This window comes from Williamsia sp. z71, assembly GCF_059553375.1.
On sequence record NZ_JCANWX010000006.1, the window covers coordinates 48,084 to 64,883 of the forward strand.

Consider the following 16,800-nt stretch of genomic DNA (forward strand, 5'->3'; position numbering starts at 1 on the left):
TACCCTGATAACCATGTCCAGTGCCACATCGCCGTCCTTTGATACGGAATTGCTCACCGCAATGGGTAAACGCGTCTTGATCGGTGACGGTGCCATGGGAACCATGTTGCAGGCCGCAGATCTGACGTTGGATGATTTCCTCGGTCTCGAGGGCTGTAATGAGATCCTCAACGACACCCGGCCCGACGTGCTCCGCGAGATCCACCGTGCCTATTTCGAAGCCGGCGCCGATGCGGTCGAGACCAACACGTTCGGCTGCAACATGTCGAACCTGGGGGACTACGACATCGGCGACCGCATCCGGGAGCTCGCGTTCAAGGGAACGAAGCTGGCCCGTGAGGTCGCCGACGAAGTGGGTCCCAGCGCCGACGGCACACCCCGGTTCGTCCTGGGTTCCATCGGTCCGGGCACCAAGCTGCCCACCCTCGGCCACACCACGTTCGCCTCGATCCGCGACGCCTACTACGAATGTGCCGCAGGCATGCTCGACGGCGGCGCCGACGCCATCCTGATCGAGACCTCGCAGGACCTGCTCCAGGTCAAGGCCGCGGTCCTCGGATCACAACAGGCCATGGCCGACCTCGAGCGACGGATCCCGATCATCGCCCACGTCACCGTGGAGACGACCGGGACAATGCTGCTCGGTTCGGAGATCGGTGCTGCGCTGGCCGCGCTCGAACCGCTCGGCATCGACATGATCGGTCTCAACTGCGCGACCGGCCCCGCGGAGATGAGCGAGCATCTGCGGTACCTGAGCAAGCACGCGCAGGTACCCATCTCGGTCATGCCCAACGCCGGGCTGCCCCAACTCGGCCCGAATGGCGCGGAGTACCCGCTCACACCCGAAGAACTCGCCGACGCCCTCAGTGGTTTCGTCAAGGAGTTCGGTCTGTCCTTCGTCGGTGGTTGCTGCGGCACCACACCCGAACACATCCGGCAGGTGGCCGACGCTGTCGCCGGCGTGCAGAAGGCGGAGCGCAAGCCCGAGCACGAGGCCGAGGTCTCGTCGCTCTACAGCGCCGTCCCGTTCTCACAGGACGCATCGATCCTGATGATCGGTGAGCGCACGAACTCGAACGGATCGAAGGCCTTCCGCGACGCCATGCTGGCCGCGGACTACCAGAAGTGCCTCGACATCGCGAAGGACCAGACCCGCGACGGCGCACACATGCTCGACCTGAACGTCGACTACGTGGGCCGTGATGGCACCGCCGACATGTCGGCTCTCGCGAGCCGGCTCGCCACGTCGTCGACGCTGCCGATCATGCTCGACTCGACCGAACCCGAGGTCATCGAGGCCGGCCTCGAGCACCTCGGCGGCCGGTGTGCGGTCAACTCGGTCAACTACGAGGACGGCGACGGCCCCGATTCGCGCTTCACCAAGATCATGAAGCTGGTCAAGACCCACGGCGCTGCCGTGGTGGCCCTGACCATCGACGAAGAGGGTCAGGCCCGCACCGCCGAGTGGAAGGTCCGCATCGCCGAACGGCTGATCACCGACATCACCGAGAACTGGGGCCTCAAGGAGGAGGACATCATCATCGATGCCCTCACCTTCCCGATCTCCACGGGCCAGGAAGAGGTCCGCAAGGACGGCATCGAGACGATCGAGGCCATCCGGATCCTCAAGGAAAACCACCCGGAGGTGCATTTCACCCTCGGTATCTCCAACATCTCGTTCGGCCTGAACCCCGCTGCCCGCCAGGTCCTCAACTCGGTGTTCCTGCACGAGTGTGTGCAGGCGGGCCTGGACACCGCGATCGTGCACGCGTCGAAGATCCTGCCGATGTCGAAGATCCCCGACGAGCAGCGCGAGGTCGCGCTCGATCTGATCTACGACCGTCGCCGTGAGGGTTACGACCCGCTGCAGAAGCTGATGGCCCTGTTCGAAGGGGTCTCGGCGGCGTCGGCCCGTGAGAGCCGTGCGCAAGAACTCGGCAGACTGCCGCTGTTCGAACGACTCGAGCGTCGCATCGTCGACGGTGAGCGTGCCGGGCTCGAAGACGACCTCGACGAGGCGATGACCGAGAAGCCACCGCTCGAGATCATCAACGTGACGCTGCTGTCGGGCATGAAAACCGTCGGTGAGCTGTTCGGATCCGGCCAGATGCAGCTGCCGTTCGTGCTTCAGTCCGCCGAGGTCATGAAAACCGCCGTGGCACACCTCGAACCGCACATGGAGGCGACCGGGGAAGACGGCAAGGGCCGGATTGTTCTCGCGACCGTCAAGGGCGATGTCCACGACATCGGCAAGAACCTCGTCGACATCATCCTGTCCAACAACGGCTACGAAGTGGTCAACATCGGTATCAAGCAGCCGATCTCCACCATCGTTGAAGTCGCCCAGGACAAAAATGCCGACGTCATCGGGATGTCCGGGCTGCTGGTGAAGTCGACCGTGGTCATGAAGGACAACCTCAAGGAGCTCAACAGCCGCGGTCTCGCCGAGAAGTACCCGGTGCTCCTCGGTGGTGCGGCGCTGACCCGTTCCTACGTGGAGAACGATCTGAGCGAGACCTACGACGGCGATGTGCACTATGCGCGGGACGCTTTCGAGGGGCTGCGGTTGATGGACGACATCATGCTGGTCAAGCGTGGTGGCGGGCTCGACCCGGAGAGCCCCGAGGCCATCGCGGCTGCGGAGAAGACCGCGGAGCGCAAGGCGCGCCACGAGCGTTCCAAGCGCATCGCCGAAAAGCGAAAGGCCGAGGCCGAACCGGTCGTCGTCCCGGAACGTTCCGATGTTGCGGCCGGACTTCCGGTCCCGACACCGCCGTTCTGGGGTACCCGCATCGTCAAGGGTGTTGCGGTCGCCGATTACCTGACGTTGCTCGACGAACGCGCATTGTTCCTGGGACAGTGGGGACTTCGCGGCGCACGCGCCGGGGAGGGACCGAGCTACGAGGACCTCGTCGAATCCGATGGCAAACCGCGCCTGCGTTATTGGATCGACCGGTTGGCGACGGAGAACATCCTGCAGCATGCCGCGGTGGTCTACGGGTACTTCCCGGCGGTCAGCGAGGGCGACGTGGTGCACGTGCTCACCGAGCCGCGTCCCGACGCGCCCATCCGACACAGCTTCGAGTTCCCGCGGCAGCAACGCAGCCGGTTCCTGTGCATCGCCGACTTCATCCGTTCGCGGGAAGAGGCCATCGAGACCGGTCAGGTCGACGTGTTGCCGTTCCAGTTGGTGACGATGGGTCAGCCGATCGCGGACTTCGCGAACGAACTGTTCGCGAAGGACGCCTATCGCGACTACCTCGAAGTCCACGGCATCGGCGTCCAGCTCACCGAGGCACTGGCCGAGTTCTGGCACCGGCGGATCCGTGAGGAACTGCGTTTCGGTGACACCAGTGTGGCCTCCGAAGATCCGGAAGACACCCAGGACTTCTTCGACCTCAAGTATCGGGGTGCCCGCTTCTCGTTCGGGTACGGGGCCTGCCCGTCGCTGGAGGATCGCGTCAAGATGATCGACCTGCTCGAACCCGAGCGGATCGGCGTGGAACTCTCCGAGGAGCTGCAGCTGCATCCGGAACAGTCGACCGACGCGTTCGTCCTACATCACCCGGAAGCGAAATACTTCAACACGTGAGTACCCGGTTGCACTCAGGCTGAGTGCAACCGGTGTCTTCGGATCCGAAGTATTCGACACTCGGGGCATGACTTCGACAATTTCCGCCCCGGGTGCCATCACCGATGCCGAACTCGACGCGCGTTTCGGTCCGGTTTTCGAGACGATCGCGGCCGGGGCCACGGCACGTGAGGTCGACCGGCGCCTGGCACACGATGAGGTCCATCTACTACGTGAGGCGGGGCTGGGCGCGCTACGGGTTCCGGTCGAGTTCGGCGGACTCGGTGCCACTGTGCGGCAGCAATTCCGGCTGCTGATCGACCTGGCCGCCGCCGAATCGAATCTGCCGCAGGCCCTTCGGGTGCACTTCAGCTTTGTCGAGGATCAGCTGCTGAGCCCGCCGAGCACCGAGCGCGACACCTGGCTACGCGCGGTCGCCGGCGGCATCCTCGTCGGCAACGCCATCACCGAACCCGGGGTCGGTGCGGTGGACCGATACCAGACCCGACTGACCCAGCAGGACGGCACGTGGCTCCTGAACGGCACCAAGTACTACAGCACCGGATCGCTGTATTCGAACTACATCCTCGTTGCGGCCGACGATGACGGCGAGCGGGTATCGGTCCTGGTGGACGCCAACGCCGAGGGTGTCACACAGCACGACGACTGGGACGGTTTCGGACAGCGTCTGACCGCAAGTGGAACAACAGAATTCGACAACGTCGTCGTCGCCCCGGAACGAATCCTTGGGCCGGGCTACGGCGGCGCCGGCAAGACCTACGGGACTTCCTACCTACAGTTGGTGCACTTGGCCGGACTCGCCGGTATCGCCCAGCGCGCCACGTCCGACACTGCCGAATGGGTCCGAAATCGCACTCGCTCGTACACCCATGCGGCAGCGGACCTCCCCCGCGAGGACCCACTGGTTCAGCAGGTGATCGGCAAGCTGTCCGCGGCCGCGTTCACCGCTCGGACGTCGGCTCTGGCCGTGGCTGACATCCTCGATGAGGTCTTGGCTGCCGGTAGCGCCGTCACCCCGGAGCAACTCGATCGCGCCGAACTCGCGGCGTCGCAGGCGCAGGTCACCTCCGTCGACATCGTGCTCCGGGCAACCAACGAGCTCTTCGAGGTCGGTGGTGCGTCGATCACCTCGGAACGGCTACGGCTCGACCGCCATTGGCGAAACGCCCGTACCATCGCGGTCCACAATCCGACGATCTTCAAGACCCGCGCCATCGGCGACCACGTCCTCAACGGCACCGAACTCCCATACGCCTGGAGTGCCGGCAACCGCTAGCGATCATCCAAATGGATTGTCGTACCCCCGGTCTAGACTCAAAAGTATGTTCGAGGGGGAGATCGAAGATGCAGGTGGGGACGATGAAATCGGTCCTGTCGAATCAGCGGGTGTCAACGAGTTGCTGCGCAACACTGAACTCGCGATGGCTCAGCAGTCGCGGATGGAGTGGGAACGCTATGCCGCTGCGGCGATGCTGCACCGACATCTCGTTGAGCCCACTGCCGGGTCTGAGGCGGAGATGCGCGCGCTTGATCCGTTCGCGCAGTGTGCGGCGAGATTATCTGCGGCACAGGGTTTGACGCAGCGGACCGCGGAGTTGCAGATCAATCGTGGGTTGGCGTTGCGCGATCGCTTGCCTGCGGTCAATGCGTTGCTGAAAGCCGGGCGCATCGCTGCGCACCATATTCCTGACATCATCGCCCGGACCGAGTTGATCGAGGGCTCGAGCCATATGGCTGAGATCGATGCCGCGATCGCCGAAGCGCTGGGTCGGCGTGGGTCGTGGTCGAAGGGTCGGATGCGGGACATGGTCGATGCCATCATCTTTCGCCGGGATCCGGATCTGGTTCGTAAGAACCGGGAGGATGCGAAGAACAATCGTGGGGTGTGGGCCAACAACACCGACCATGGCATGGCGGTTTTGGATGCGCATTCCACCGCTGAGGAATTGACGTTGATCATGGCGCGGTTGGAAAAGCTGGCGATGGCCACCTGTAAGGCTGACCCGCGAAAAAAGGCTGATCGGATGGCCGATGCGTTGTTCGCCACCGTGATGGGCCGTGAGTTCCGCTGTGAATGCCCGAATGATCCGAAGCATCCGTGCACCGCTGAGATCGTCACAGTTCCTGCCGGACAGGTGGTTACGGGTGTGGATGTGAAGATCGTCCTGCATGTGATCACTGATCAGGCCACCGTCGATGGTCGCGCCGAGAATCCAGGCTTCATGGACGGACACGGTGTCGTCTCCGGCGATCATGTTCGTGATATCGCTGCTCGTCCCGAGACAGTGCAGCGGCCGATGGGCAACAAACCTGCACCCGCGCAGCCAGAGCCTGCATCTGCATCTGCACAACAGGAATCCACACCGCCCGAGCCTCAGCCCGAGCCCGGACAGCCGCAGCCGGAGACAGACCCGGCGCGACCAGCAGCCGAGCAGCCAGAATCTGTGCAGCCAGAACGAGCGCCCCAGGATGATTCACCGAATCCGAAGCGGCCGAAGATATACATGCGCGGACCGCAGAACCCGCCAGCCGGAGACCTCCCCGATGACGGCGACGACAATGCGATCGTCGCGGCACCGTTCCCGCACGTGATTCCACTGCCGGCCACCCAACCCGGTGACCGGTACCGGCCCTCGGTCGTCCTGGACACCTACCTCCGGATCCGGGATGTCTATTGCATGTGGCCCGGGTGCGAGCACAAGGCCTGGGATGCCGATCTGGACCACACCTGCGAGTACAGCCACAACGACCCCGAGGCCGGTGGCTGCACCCATCCATCAGAGATGAAGACGCTGTGCCGTTTTCACCACCTGCTCAAGACGTACAGCGACTGGCTCGATGACCAGTACCCCGACCCGAGCACGGGGCGGACCCGGCTGATCTTCACCACCCCAGAACGCCGCAACTACCACGGCCCGGGCTGGACCGGCGACGACCTGTTCCCGACATTGAGGTTGATCGTCTTCGACAACCAACGCGGCACACGCAGCCGACCACCACCGACCGCATCACCAAGAACGCAGCCGCGCACCGCTGCCAAACACGCACGCCGCCAACAGGAACGACTGGCCAATCGCCGACAACGTGCGCTAGAGGAGAAACTCGCACACGAACTTCGCGAAGAAGTTGGAAGGAACAGCCCGCCACCGACCTACTGACAGTTCAGTCGCCTGGATACGTGCGGATCACCAAACGCTGGGTCGGGAGCCGCCGCGGATGATCGCGTCCTGGTCGGATGCGATGGTGCCGAGCACATCTCGCATCCTTGCTGATCGATGAGTTCCCAGACCGGCGATGAACACCGACTGGTCATCGAGTGCGGCAGCCGAGCTCAGTCCCTCGGCACCGAACACCTCATCCCAATAGTCGGTGATCTTCCCGCGCGACCAGCGGTATCTGCGTCGGCTCGCCAAACCCATCGGATTCGCACGTGTGGCGGCGAAAGCCATGTACCCCAGGCACAGGTCCGGCCCGAAGCGACTCAGCGATCGCAGACGCGCACCGAGACGGTGGATCTCCATGTCCCGGTCCATCGCATTGCGGCCGGTACTGCTGTAGGTCGTCTGTTCGGCGAGGCGTCGGGCCGACAGGTCGGCAATCGTTTGCGTGAGGTTCTCGGCAATGGCGGCGAGGTGCTGTTCGTCGCGTGCAATCAGGGCCGGATCGGTCTTGTGGAAGAGACGGTCGGGAAGGTTGAACACGCTGTCGGCGGTGGAAATAGTGAGGACTCCTTGTGCCGTTACAAGAGGTGATTCAGCGAGTCTGCGGCATCACCCGGGCCTGGCCGCAAGCCCTGGGGTGCGCTATATCTTGAAAGGGGTAGGGAGTGATCCGCGCCATGTGTACATCTGGCGATTTCGATTCACCTGTTGGGGTCCGCCATGATGGGCCGGTGAGCGATCTTCCGAAAGCAATTCTGTGGGACATGGACGGCACCCTTCTCGACTCCGAAAAGCTGTGGGATATCGCCATCGCCGATCTGGCGACCGACCTGGGCTTCGAGCTGACCCATGAGGTTCGCGAGTCGACTCTGGGCAATTCGATGACCAACGCGTTGACCAAGGTGTTCGACGCCGCCGGACTACCGGTCGCGCAGCGCGACTACACCGGCCGCTCCGCCTGGCTCCGAGCCCGTGTCAGCGCTCTGTTCAAGGACGGTATCCCGTGGATGCCCGGCGCCCGGGAGACGCTGGATCTGATTGCAGCGCAAGGCATTGCGATGGCGTTGGTGACCAACACCGAGCGCGAACTCGCCGACGAAGCACTCGGCACCCTCGGCCGGGACCGCTTCACCGTCACCGTCTGTGGTGATGAGGTGGAGTTCGGCAAGCCCGCGCCCGACCCCTATCTGCGGGCAGCGCAACTGCTCGGAATCGACCCCGCCGACTGCCTGGCCGTGGAGGATTCACCCACCGGAACGCAGGCGGCCCGTGCGGCCGGTTGTCCGGTCCTCGTGGTGCCCTCGGCCACTCCGATCCCGGCCGGCGAGGGGCGGACGCAACGCCAGAACCTGATCGGACTGACCCTCGACGATGTGGCGGAGGCATTCAATGGGACAATCGAGCACCGTGAAGACCTTCGATGAGCTGTTTGCCGAACTGACCGACAAGGCCACCACCCGGCCGGAGGGCAGCGGCACCGTCGCAGCACTCGACAAGGGTGTCCATACCCTCGGGAAAAAGATCATCGAAGAAGCCGGCGAAGTCTGGCTGGCGGCCGAGCACGAGTCTCCCGAGGCGCTGTCCGAGGAAATATCTCAGTTGCTCTACTGGCTGCAGGTGATGATGATCAATCGTGGACTGACGCTCGACGACGTCTACAAGCATCTGTGAGCTCGATCCATCCCGCGAACACCGGCCGAACTCCTGCCCGACCACATTTCCGATAGGACCCCACTCACATGCTGCGCGTTGCCGTTCCCAACAAGGGGGCGCTGTCCGAGTCCGCCGCCGAAATCCTCAGCGAGGCGGGCTACCGTCGCCGCTCCGACTCCAAAGACCTCACGGTGCTCGATCCCGCCAACGAGGTGGAGTTCTACTTCCTTCGCCCGACGGACATCGCGATCTACGTGGGGTCGGGTGAACTCGACCTCGGGCTGACCGGTCGCGACCTCGCGCTCGACTCGGGCGCCGACGTCGAAGAGTGTCTGGGACTCGGATTCGGCGCATCCACATTCCGCTACGCCGCACCGAGCGATTCGAACTGGACGATCGCCGACCTGGCCGGCAAACGGATCGCCACGTCTTATCCGAACCTGGTGCGTTCCGATCTGGCCGCCCGCGGTATCGAGGCGACGATCATCCGTCTCGACGGCGCTGTCGAGATCTCGATCCAGCTCGGTGTGGCCGACGCGATCGCCGACGTGGTCGGATCCGGTCGGACGTTGCGCCAGCACCAGCTGACCGCATTCGGCGAGTCCCTGTGCGATTCCGAAGGCGTGCTGTTGCAACGCAAGGGTGCCGAACGCAGCAAGGCCGCCGAGCGTTTCATCGCCCGGGTGCAGGGCGTCGTCTACGGACAGCGGTACGTGATGCTCGACTACGACTGCCCCCGAGCCATCCTCGACCAGGCCATGGCGCTGACGCCGGGCCTCGAATCGCCGACGATCGCACCGATGGCCGACGACAACTGGGTGGCCGTCCGGTCGCTGGTCCCACGCAAGCAGCACCAGAACCTGATGGACGAGCTGTCCGAGCTCGGCGCGAAGGCCATCCTGGCCTCCGACATCCGGTCCTGCCGCTTCTGAGGCCTACTTCTCACCCGGCACAGCTCAGTGAACCCTGCTCATCCCACCGCTCGGATGAGCAGGGTTTGAGCTGATCGTCCGACCGCACCCGAACTGTCGAACAGTTCGGCCCCGGTCAGCCCATATCCCTGCGGGCCCACGGTCATCCGGGCTTTGATTCCGGTCCATTCACCGAGCGGCTGCCGGTAGAGATGCACGGTGGTGTCAGTGTTCATGAACGTCCACTCACCGAAGGCGAGCCGCGAGCCGACGCCGTTGGCGATGTCGAGCACGGTGAAGAACTTCTCGATGTCGGTGGTCTGCTCACCGGCCACCAGCGGTAGTTTCGGCCGCACCCACACCTCGCGTCCGGCGTCCGCATCGGCCGAGGCCAGCCGACAATCGAGGGTTCCGACAAATCCTCGGGTCGCCCATTCGCCGACCAGCGGCCCGATACCGGTCATTCCGGGTACTGCTTCGATCTCGTCCGGCGCGGGAGTGATCAGTGGCACCGGCATGTGTGCGACCTCTGACGTCTGCGCTGTCGCGATCCGCCAGCCCTGAGCGCGGGCGGCGATCCGGTACGTGCCGTCGGTCTGACGGACGGACAGCTCGGATTGCAGAAGGCTGATCTGCTTGCCGGGCCGCAGTACCGTCGTCTGAATCCGGTTCTCCGTCATCCCGATCGCACCGAGGATGTCGACCGTGATCCGGGTGAACTCCTGCGCAGGATCTGGCTGGTGCCGCAGTAGTGATCGCGCCAGCAGCCCGATGGGCGGACCGCCATGCTGCAGTTCATCGCCCCACACACTGACCGTGTGTTCGGTGGGCATGAAATGTTCGTGATCGCCGTTGCGACCGAGCGGAAGATAGTAAGCGGCTTGTTCGGACACAGTCGTCGATCTTGCCATCCGAGTGGTTCACCGCTCCGGAGTGCCTAACCGCCGGCGATGGGTTCGATACCGGTCGCGCCCGGGACCGTCGGCCATCCGGGATAGGGGAGAACGGTGCCCCCGAACTCGGGACAGTGCGCTTTGTGGTCGCACCATTGGCACATCCGGCTCTTCTTGGGCTGGAAATCCCCGGTCTCGCCTGCGGTCAGAATCGCCTTCCAGATCGCCTTCAAGGTTTTGGCAAAGCGTTCCAGCTCGGCTTCGTCGGGTGTGTAGACCAGCGACTGGCCGTCGGCGAGATAGAGCAACTGGAGCCGTGCGGGCACGATGCCGCGGAGGCGGAAGATGGCCAGCGCATAGAACTTCATCTGGAACAGCGCACGCGATTCGAAACTCTCACCCGGCGAGCGGCCCGTCTTGTAATCGACGACCCGCACCCGGCCGTCGGGCGCCACATCGATCCGGTCGACGAACCCACGCAGGAGGACACCGTCCTCGTCGCCGTCACCGGCCAGGTCGACCTCGACCCGCAATTCGCACGACTCCGGCGTGAACGCGGTGGGGTTCTCGAGTGTGTAGTAGGTGGTGATCAGCTTGTGCGCGTCGGACAAGAACTTGTCGACCTGATCGTCGGGGACCAGGTCATGCAATTCGGGCGACTGCTCGCAGAGAGCGCCCCACGCGCCGTCGACGAGCAGTTCGGCGGATTCCGGCACCCGCAGCCCGGCCGGCATGTCGAACAGGTTCTCCAAGGCGGCATGCACAACCGTGCCGCGCACCTGGGCCTGCGTCGGGGTTTCGGGGAGCCTGTCGATGGCTCGATATCGATAGAGCAGCGGGCACTGTTTGAAGTCTCCGGCCCGGCTCGGAGACAACGCCGGGACCCGTATCGGGTGTGCACCCGGGGTGGTCTCCGACTCACTCTCGGGGTGGGATTCGGTACTCACGCTCACACCTGGCAGGGTATGCCTGACCAACGACAACCCTCATCATTTGCGCCGGACCTGCCGCAGGCGATGTCATCACGCTCTGACATCCCCGGTATTCGCGCTGCGTGTGAGGGAAGTTTTCCGCTGTTCGCCAGGAAGGCACGCTCCCGTAATGTCCACCACAGGCCCGTTTGCCATCGGGGATCGTGTCCAGTTGACCGATGCCAAAGGCCGCAAGTTCACCGTGCGCCTCGAGGCCGGCAAGAGCTTCCACACCCATAAGGGCGGCATCGCCCATGACGACCTCATCGGCGCCGACGAGGGCATCGTGGTCACCTCGACCTCCAACACGCCGTACCTCGCCCTGCGGCCCCTGCTCGTCGACTACGTCCTGTCGATGCCGCGTGGCGCCCAGGTCATCTATCCCAAGGACGCAGCGCAGATCGTCATGGAGGCGGACATCCATCCCGGGTGCACCGTGCTCGAGGCCGGGGCCGGCTCCGGCGCCCTGACCTGTTCACTGCTCCGCGCCGTCGGCGAACACGGGACCGTCCGTTCCTACGAGGTCCGCGACGACCATGCCGAACACGCCGTCCGCAACGTCGAAGAGTTCTTCGGCGGACCGCCGCACAACTGGGATCTGACCATCGCGGACCTCTCGGACTACCCGGGCACCGCGGACGTCGACCGGGTCGTCCTCGACATGCTCGCGCCCTGGGAAACACTCGAAACCGTCAAACGCGCATTGAAGCCAGGCGGGGTCTTGGCCGTTTATGTGGCAACCACCACCCAGCTCTCCCGGGTCGTCGAAGCCCTTCGCGAGCAGACCTGCTGGACCGAACCCCGAGCCTGGGAATCGCTGGTCCGTGATTGGCACGTTGTCGGCCTTGCCGTTCGGCCGAGCCACAAAATGCAAGGTCACACCGCATTTCTGGTGACCGCTCGCCGCCTGGCCGAAGGGACCGTCGCACCACGCCCCCACCGGCGTCCGAGTAAGAACCAGCCGATCCCGGAGCAATCCGAGTAAAGTCGGAAAACCTTGCGGCGACAGACAATTAACACATCGACAACATCACGGTCCGCGAGGCATGGGGCACGGCGGACGTTTCGCCGGTAGCCTCGGGTTACAGGATCGACCGTACGTTCGCCTGGTGATGGTGACGCCGAGTCGACTCGCCGGAGAGGAGTCAGAAATGACGGAATCAGGCAGCAACGAGCCCGTGGGGGGCGACGGTCTGAACGCGGACGTCACGCCCGAAGGAGAGTGGGGTTCGCCCTCACACCGGCCGCCGAGCGTGCCCCGCTCGGATCCCCCGTTCGGACGGGCCGCGAGCGACACCGACCTGCAGGCCCGCATCGAAACGCTGACCACCCGCAACGCCAAGTTGCTCGACACCCTCAAAGAAGCGCGTCAGCAACTGATCGCCCTACGTGAAGAAGTCGACCGTCTCGGACAGCCGCCGAGCGGATACGGCGTGCTGCTGGGTGTGTTCGAGGATTCGACGGTGGACGTGTTCACCTCCGGACGCAAGATGCGCCTGACCTGCTCGCCGAACATCGATGTCGAAACCCTCAAACGCGGCCAGTCCGTCCGCCTCAACGAGGCCCTGACGATCGTCGAGGCCGGCGAGTTCGACTCCATCGGTGAGATCAGCACGCTTCGCGAGGTCCTCGACGACGGGAACCGTGCGCTGGTGGTCGGCCACGCAGACGAGGAGCGGGTGGTCTGGCTGGCCGAGCCGCTCAGTGCTGCCGTGCTGGCCGAAGAAGAGGGCAACCGCAAGCTCCGGCCCGGAGACTCGCTGTTGATCGACACGAAGGCGGGCTTCGCCTTCGAGCGCGTCCCCAAGGCCGAGGTCGAGGACCTGGTCCTCGAAGAGGTGCCCGACGTCGGTTATGAGGACATCGGTGGTCTCGGCAGGCAGATCGAGCAGATCCGCGATGCCGTCGAGTTGCCGTTCCTGCACAAAGACCTGTTCCGCGAATACGATCTCCGGCCCCCGAAGGGCGTTCTGCTCTACGGTCCTCCCGGTTGCGGTAAGACGCTGATCGCCAAGGCCGTCGCCAACTCGCTGGCCAAGAAGATCGCCGAGGTCCGCGGCGACGACGCCCGTGAGGCGAAGTCGTACTTCCTCAACATCAAGGGTCCCGAGCTCCTCAACAAGTTCGTCGGTGAGACCGAGCGTCACATCCGGCTGATCTTCCAGCGGGCCCGGGAGAAGGCGTCCGAAGGTACCCCGGTGATCGTGTTCTTCGACGAGATGGACTCGATCTTCCGGACCCGTGGTTCGGGTGTGTCCTCCGACGTGGAGACCACCGTGGTGCCACAGCTGCTCAGCGAGATCGACGGTGTCGAAGGCCTCGAGAACGTGATCGTGATCGGCGCCTCCAACCGTGAGGACATGATCGATCCCGCGATCCTGCGACCCGGCCGTCTCGACGTGAAGATCAAGATCGAGCGTCCCGACGCGGAGTCGGCGATGGACATCTTCTCGAAGTACCTGGTTTCGACGCTGCCGATACACCCGGACGACATCGCCGAGTTCGGTGGCGATCGCAACGCCTGCATCAAGGCGATGATCGAGCGGGTGGTCGAGCGGATGTACGACGAGAGCGACGACAACCGTTTCCTCGAGGTCACCTACGCCAACGGCGACAAAGAGATCATGTACTTCAAGGACTTCAACTCCGGCGCGATGATCCAGAACGTGGTGGACCGCTCGAAGAAGTACGCGATCAAGTCGCAGCTGGAGACCGGTCAGTCGGGTCTTCGCATCCAGCATCTCTTCGATTCGATCCTCGACGAGTTCGCCGAGAACGAAGACCTGCCGAACACCACGAATCCCGACGACTGGGCTCGTATCTCCGGCAAGAAAGGTGAGCGGATCGTCTACATCCGCACGCTGGTCACCGGAAAGAGCTCGGGCGCCAGCCGGGCCATCGACACCGAGACCAACACCGGCCAGTACCTGTAACCAATACCCGAGGTTCGAACACGGAACAACGCTCCGCATCTGATGATGCGGAGCGTTGTTCTGTTCGGCCGACGGTCAGCCGGCGACCTTGACGACCCCGAGTTCAGCTGTGCTGGTGAGCAATCGGTGATAGGGCATCACCCGCACCGTGTAGCCGACGGGACCGGTCATCGGCAGCGGAACCGACACCTCGAAGATCGCCTCTCCACCCGGCTCTGCATGTTCGGTGACCAGGGACATCGCCGGCGTGGCGACGTGCGTCAGGTTCTCGGCCTCGTCGACGCGCCCGATGACGGCCTGTACGACCACCTGATCGGCGCGCAGACCGGCCAGATCCACATGGGCGGTCAATGTCATCGTCGAACCGAGCAACGGTGTGTCGTCGAGACCTGCGCTGTCCACGTCGAGGATCTTGACCGACGGCCACGACCGGTCGATCTGGGCGCGGAAGCGGGCGAGGTCTTTTGCGCCCTCGAAGTGGTTCTCCGTCGTGGCCTGTCCCGAGATCGCGGCGGGCGCATAGTACTTCTGGGTGTAATCGCGGACCATGCGCGAGGCCAGCACCTGCGGACCGAGCGTGTGCAGGGTGTGCCGCACCATCTCGACCCAGCGAGCCGGGACACCATCGGAACCGGAGTCGTAGAACTTCGGGACCACCACGTTCTCGAGCAGTTCGTACAGTGCGGCCGCCTCGAGGTCGTCGCGGCGCTCGTCGTCGGTCACGCCGTCCGCAGTGGGTATCGCCCAACCGTTGGCGTGGTCGGACATCTCGTCCCACCAGCCGTCCATGATCGACAGGTTGAGGCCGCCGTTGAGTGCGGACTTCATGCCCGAGGTCCCACACGCTTCCATCGGGCGCAGCGGATTGTTCAGCCACACATCGCATCCGCCGTACAGGTACCGCGCCATCGCCATGTCGTAGTCGGGCAGGAACACGATCCGGTGCCGGACATCGTTGGCGTCGGCGAACCGGACGATCTGCTGGATGAGGGCCTTGCCGCCGTCGTCGGCGGGGTGGGCCTTGCCCGCGACCACGAGTTGCACCGGACGATCCTTGTCGAGCAGGAGCGCCTTGAGCCGGTCGGTGTCACGCAGCATCAGTGTCAGCCGCTTATATGTCGCCGCCCGCCGGGCGAACCCGATGGTCAGCACGCGCGACGAGAAAACACCTGCGGTCCAACCCAATTCGGCGGCGGAGAATCCACGTTCGAGTCCGGATCGCCGGAGTCGGCGCCGAACTTCGGCGATCAGTTCGGTACGCAGCGTGTTGCGCGTCGCCCAGAGTTCGGTCGACGGCACGTCTTTCATCGCGGCGAGTGTGGCGGACTCGTCGGGCACATCGTCGCCGCCGTTTGCCGCGAGTTCCGTCCAGCGCGGTGAACACCAGGTCGGCGCGTGAACGCCGTTGGTGACCGATCCGATCGGAACCTGCGAGGCGTCGAAACCAGGCCACAACGCGCCGAACATCTCCCGGCTGACCGCGCCGTGGAGTTTGGAGACACCGTTGGTCCGTTGTCCCAGACGCAGTCCCATGTGGGCCATGTTGAACACGCCGGGGTCGCTTTCGCTGCCCAGTGCCAGGATCCGGGACAGCTCGAGACCCGGCAGGAGAGTCGACTGCCCGTGATCGTCGCCGAAGTACCGCCGCACCATGTCGACCGGGAAGCGGTCGATACCGGCGGGGACCGGGGTATGGGTGGTGAAGACCGTCGACGCGCGGACGGCGGAGAGGGCGGAATCGAAGTCGAGCGCGGCCCCGTCGGGCGAGACCAGCTCCCGAATACGTTCGGCGCCCATGAATCCGGCGTGACCCTCGTTCATGTGGAAGACCTCGGGATCGGCAAGACCCTGGATCCGCGTGTATTCGCGCACCGCGCGCACGCCACCCACGCCGGCCAGGATCTCCTGCTTGATCCGGTGTTCCTGGTCGCCGCCGTAGAGCCGGTCGGTCACCCCGCGCAGGTCGGTGTCGTTGTCGGGTATGTCCGAGTCCAGCAGCAACAACGGGATTCGGCCGACCTCGGCAATCCACAGTCGGGCCCGCAGGACGCGGTTGTCGGGCATCGGCACGCGGATCGTCACCGGGTTGCCGCCCGCATCGTTGACCGTTCGGACCGGCAGCCCTTGCGGGTCGAGGTTGGGGTACCGCTCGGTCTGCCAGCCGTCAGCGGTCAGCGACTGCCGGAAGTAGCCACATCGGTAGAGCAGGCCGACGCCGATCAGCGGCAACCCGAGATCCGACGCCGCCTTGAGGTGGTCGCCGGCCAGGATGCCCAGACCACCCGAGTAGATCGGCAAGACCTCCGAGACGCCGAACTCCATCGAGAAGTAGGCGATGCCGGTCGGGAACCGGTTGCCCGCGGCGACCTGTCCCTGGAACCACCGGGGCTCGGTCAGGTACTCGTCGAGGTCGGCCGAGAGCGCGCCCAGACGGGCGAGGAAGTCGCTGTCGGCGGCAAGTTCGGCCAGCCGGTCGGGTCCGATGTCGCCCAGAAGTCGCAGGGGATCTTTGAGCGTGGACCACAGGGCGGGATCCATGGACGAGAAGAGTTCCTGGGTGGCCGGATGCCACGACCAACGGAGGTTGGTCGACAGTTTTGCCAGGGGCTGGAGGGACGAGGGCAGGTGGGCGCGGACGGTGAAGCGGCGCAGTGCTTTCACCGCGCAAACCCTACCCATCCGTACG

At 64.5% G+C, this 16,800-nt stretch carries 11 protein-coding genes and 1 pseudogene; 8 read left to right on the forward strand and 4 right to left on the reverse strand.

The genetic code is table 11. The features are described from left to right. The first annotated feature begins 13 nt into the window (after positions 1-13). The 3 genes from metH to AC51GR_RS15430 all read left to right on the forward strand — a co-directional run bounded on the left by metH (position 14) and on the right by AC51GR_RS15430 (position 6,750). Positions 14-3,592 carry a methionine synthase gene (metH, locus tag AC51GR_RS15420; RefSeq protein WP_496325516.1) on the forward strand — a complete coding sequence of 1,193 codons (3,579 nt, stop codon included), beginning with the start codon at positions 14-16 and terminating at the stop codon, positions 3,590-3,592. A 67-nt stretch (positions 3,593-3,659) separates the two neighbouring features. Next, positions 3,660-4,868: an acyl-CoA dehydrogenase family protein gene (locus tag AC51GR_RS15425; RefSeq protein WP_496325517.1), complete on the forward strand. Its 1,209-nt coding sequence runs from the start codon at positions 3,660-3,662 to the stop codon at positions 4,866-4,868. Between the two features lie 46 nt (positions 4,869-4,914). Continuing rightward, the gene (locus tag AC51GR_RS15430) at positions 4,915-6,750 is read left to right on the forward strand and encodes an HNH endonuclease signature motif containing protein (RefSeq protein ID WP_496325518.1); all 1,836 of its coding nucleotides are present in this window, start codon (positions 4,915-4,917) and stop codon (positions 6,748-6,750) included. A 42-nt stretch (positions 6,751-6,792) separates the two neighbouring features. On the opposite strand, the pseudogene AC51GR_RS15435 reads toward AC51GR_RS15430, so the two are convergent. After that, positions 6,793-7,311, reverse strand: a pseudogene (locus AC51GR_RS15435) (AAA family ATPase); the annotation flags it as partial. Positions 7,312-7,430: 119 nt separating this feature from the next. On the opposite strand from AC51GR_RS15435, the gene AC51GR_RS15440 reads away from it, so the two are divergent. The 3 genes from AC51GR_RS15440 to hisG all read left to right on the forward strand — a co-directional run bounded on the left by AC51GR_RS15440 (position 7,431) and on the right by hisG (position 9,338). Continuing rightward, a complete protein-coding gene (locus tag AC51GR_RS15440; RefSeq protein WP_496325519.1) occupies positions 7,431-8,177 on the forward strand; it encodes an HAD family hydrolase in 747 nt (248 codons plus the stop codon). Continuing rightward, a complete protein-coding gene (locus tag AC51GR_RS15445; RefSeq protein WP_482139431.1) occupies positions 8,143-8,424 on the forward strand; it encodes a phosphoribosyl-ATP diphosphatase in 282 nt (93 codons plus the stop codon). The genes AC51GR_RS15440 and AC51GR_RS15445 overlap by 35 nt, the downstream gene beginning before the upstream one ends. A gap of 68 nt (positions 8,425-8,492) precedes the next feature. Continuing rightward, complete coding sequence (gene hisG, locus AC51GR_RS15450; RefSeq protein WP_496325520.1) at positions 8,493-9,338, forward strand: ATP phosphoribosyltransferase; 846 nt, start codon at positions 8,493-8,495, stop codon at positions 9,336-9,338. Between the two features lie 38 nt (positions 9,339-9,376). On the opposite strand, the gene AC51GR_RS15455 is transcribed toward hisG, so the two are convergent. Both AC51GR_RS15455 and AC51GR_RS15460 read right to left on the reverse strand, forming a co-directional pair. Further along, positions 9,377-10,150: a thioesterase family protein gene (locus AC51GR_RS15455; protein ID WP_496325521.1), complete on the reverse strand. Its 774-nt coding sequence runs from the start codon at positions 10,148-10,150 to the stop codon at positions 9,377-9,379. Between the two features lie 104 nt (positions 10,151-10,254). Beyond that, positions 10,255-11,163, reverse strand: a complete 909-nt coding sequence (locus AC51GR_RS15460; RefSeq protein ID WP_496325522.1) for a RecB family exonuclease — start codon at positions 11,161-11,163, stop codon at positions 10,255-10,257. 148 nt (positions 11,164-11,311) lie between these two features. On the opposite strand from AC51GR_RS15460, the gene AC51GR_RS15465 reads away from it, so the two are divergent. Together AC51GR_RS15465 and arc are read left to right on the forward strand one after the other, a co-directional pair. Further along, positions 11,312-12,166: a tRNA (adenine-N1)-methyltransferase gene (locus tag AC51GR_RS15465; RefSeq protein ID WP_496325523.1), complete on the forward strand. Its 855-nt coding sequence runs from the start codon at positions 11,312-11,314 to the stop codon at positions 12,164-12,166. A 166-nt stretch (positions 12,167-12,332) separates the two neighbouring features. Beyond that, the gene (arc, locus tag AC51GR_RS15470) at positions 12,333-14,114 is read left to right on the forward strand and encodes a proteasome ATPase (protein ID WP_496325524.1); all 1,782 of its coding nucleotides are present in this window, start codon (positions 12,333-12,335) and stop codon (positions 14,112-14,114) included. A 75-nt stretch (positions 14,115-14,189) separates the two neighbouring features. On the opposite strand, the gene glgP is transcribed toward arc, so the two are convergent. Next, positions 14,190-16,775: an alpha-glucan family phosphorylase gene (glgP, locus tag AC51GR_RS15475; RefSeq protein WP_496325525.1), complete on the reverse strand. Its 2,586-nt coding sequence runs from the start codon at positions 16,773-16,775 to the stop codon at positions 14,190-14,192. Positions 16,776-16,800: the final 25 nt, after the last annotated feature.

What these genes read in the sequence shown, in the direction of transcription:
- metH (WP_496325516.1), top strand. Translation starts at nt 14, where the DNA reads ATGTCCAGTGCCACATCGCCGTCCTTTGATACGGAATTGCTCACCGCA.
- AC51GR_RS15425 (WP_496325517.1), top strand. Translation starts at nt 3,660, where the DNA reads ATGACTTCGACAATTTCCGCCCCGGGTGCCATCACCGATGCCGAACTC.
- AC51GR_RS15430 (WP_496325518.1), top strand. Translation starts at nt 4,915, where the DNA reads ATGTTCGAGGGGGAGATCGAAGATGCAGGTGGGGACGATGAAATCGGT.
- AC51GR_RS15440 (WP_496325519.1), top strand. Translation starts at nt 7,431, where the DNA reads ATGTGTACATCTGGCGATTTCGATTCACCTGTTGGGGTCCGCCATGAT.
- AC51GR_RS15445 (WP_482139431.1), top strand. Translation starts at nt 8,143, where the DNA reads ATGGGACAATCGAGCACCGTGAAGACCTTCGATGAGCTGTTTGCCGAA.
- hisG (WP_496325520.1), top strand. Translation starts at nt 8,493, where the DNA reads ATGCTGCGCGTTGCCGTTCCCAACAAGGGGGCGCTGTCCGAGTCCGCC.
- AC51GR_RS15455 (WP_496325521.1), bottom strand. Translation starts at nt 10,150, where the DNA reads ATGCCCACCGAACACACGGTCAGTGTGTGGGGCGATGAACTGCAGCAT.
- AC51GR_RS15465 (WP_496325523.1), top strand. Translation starts at nt 11,312, where the DNA reads ATGTCCACCACAGGCCCGTTTGCCATCGGGGATCGTGTCCAGTTGACC.
- arc (WP_496325524.1), top strand. Translation starts at nt 12,333, where the DNA reads ATGACGGAATCAGGCAGCAACGAGCCCGTGGGGGGCGACGGTCTGAAC.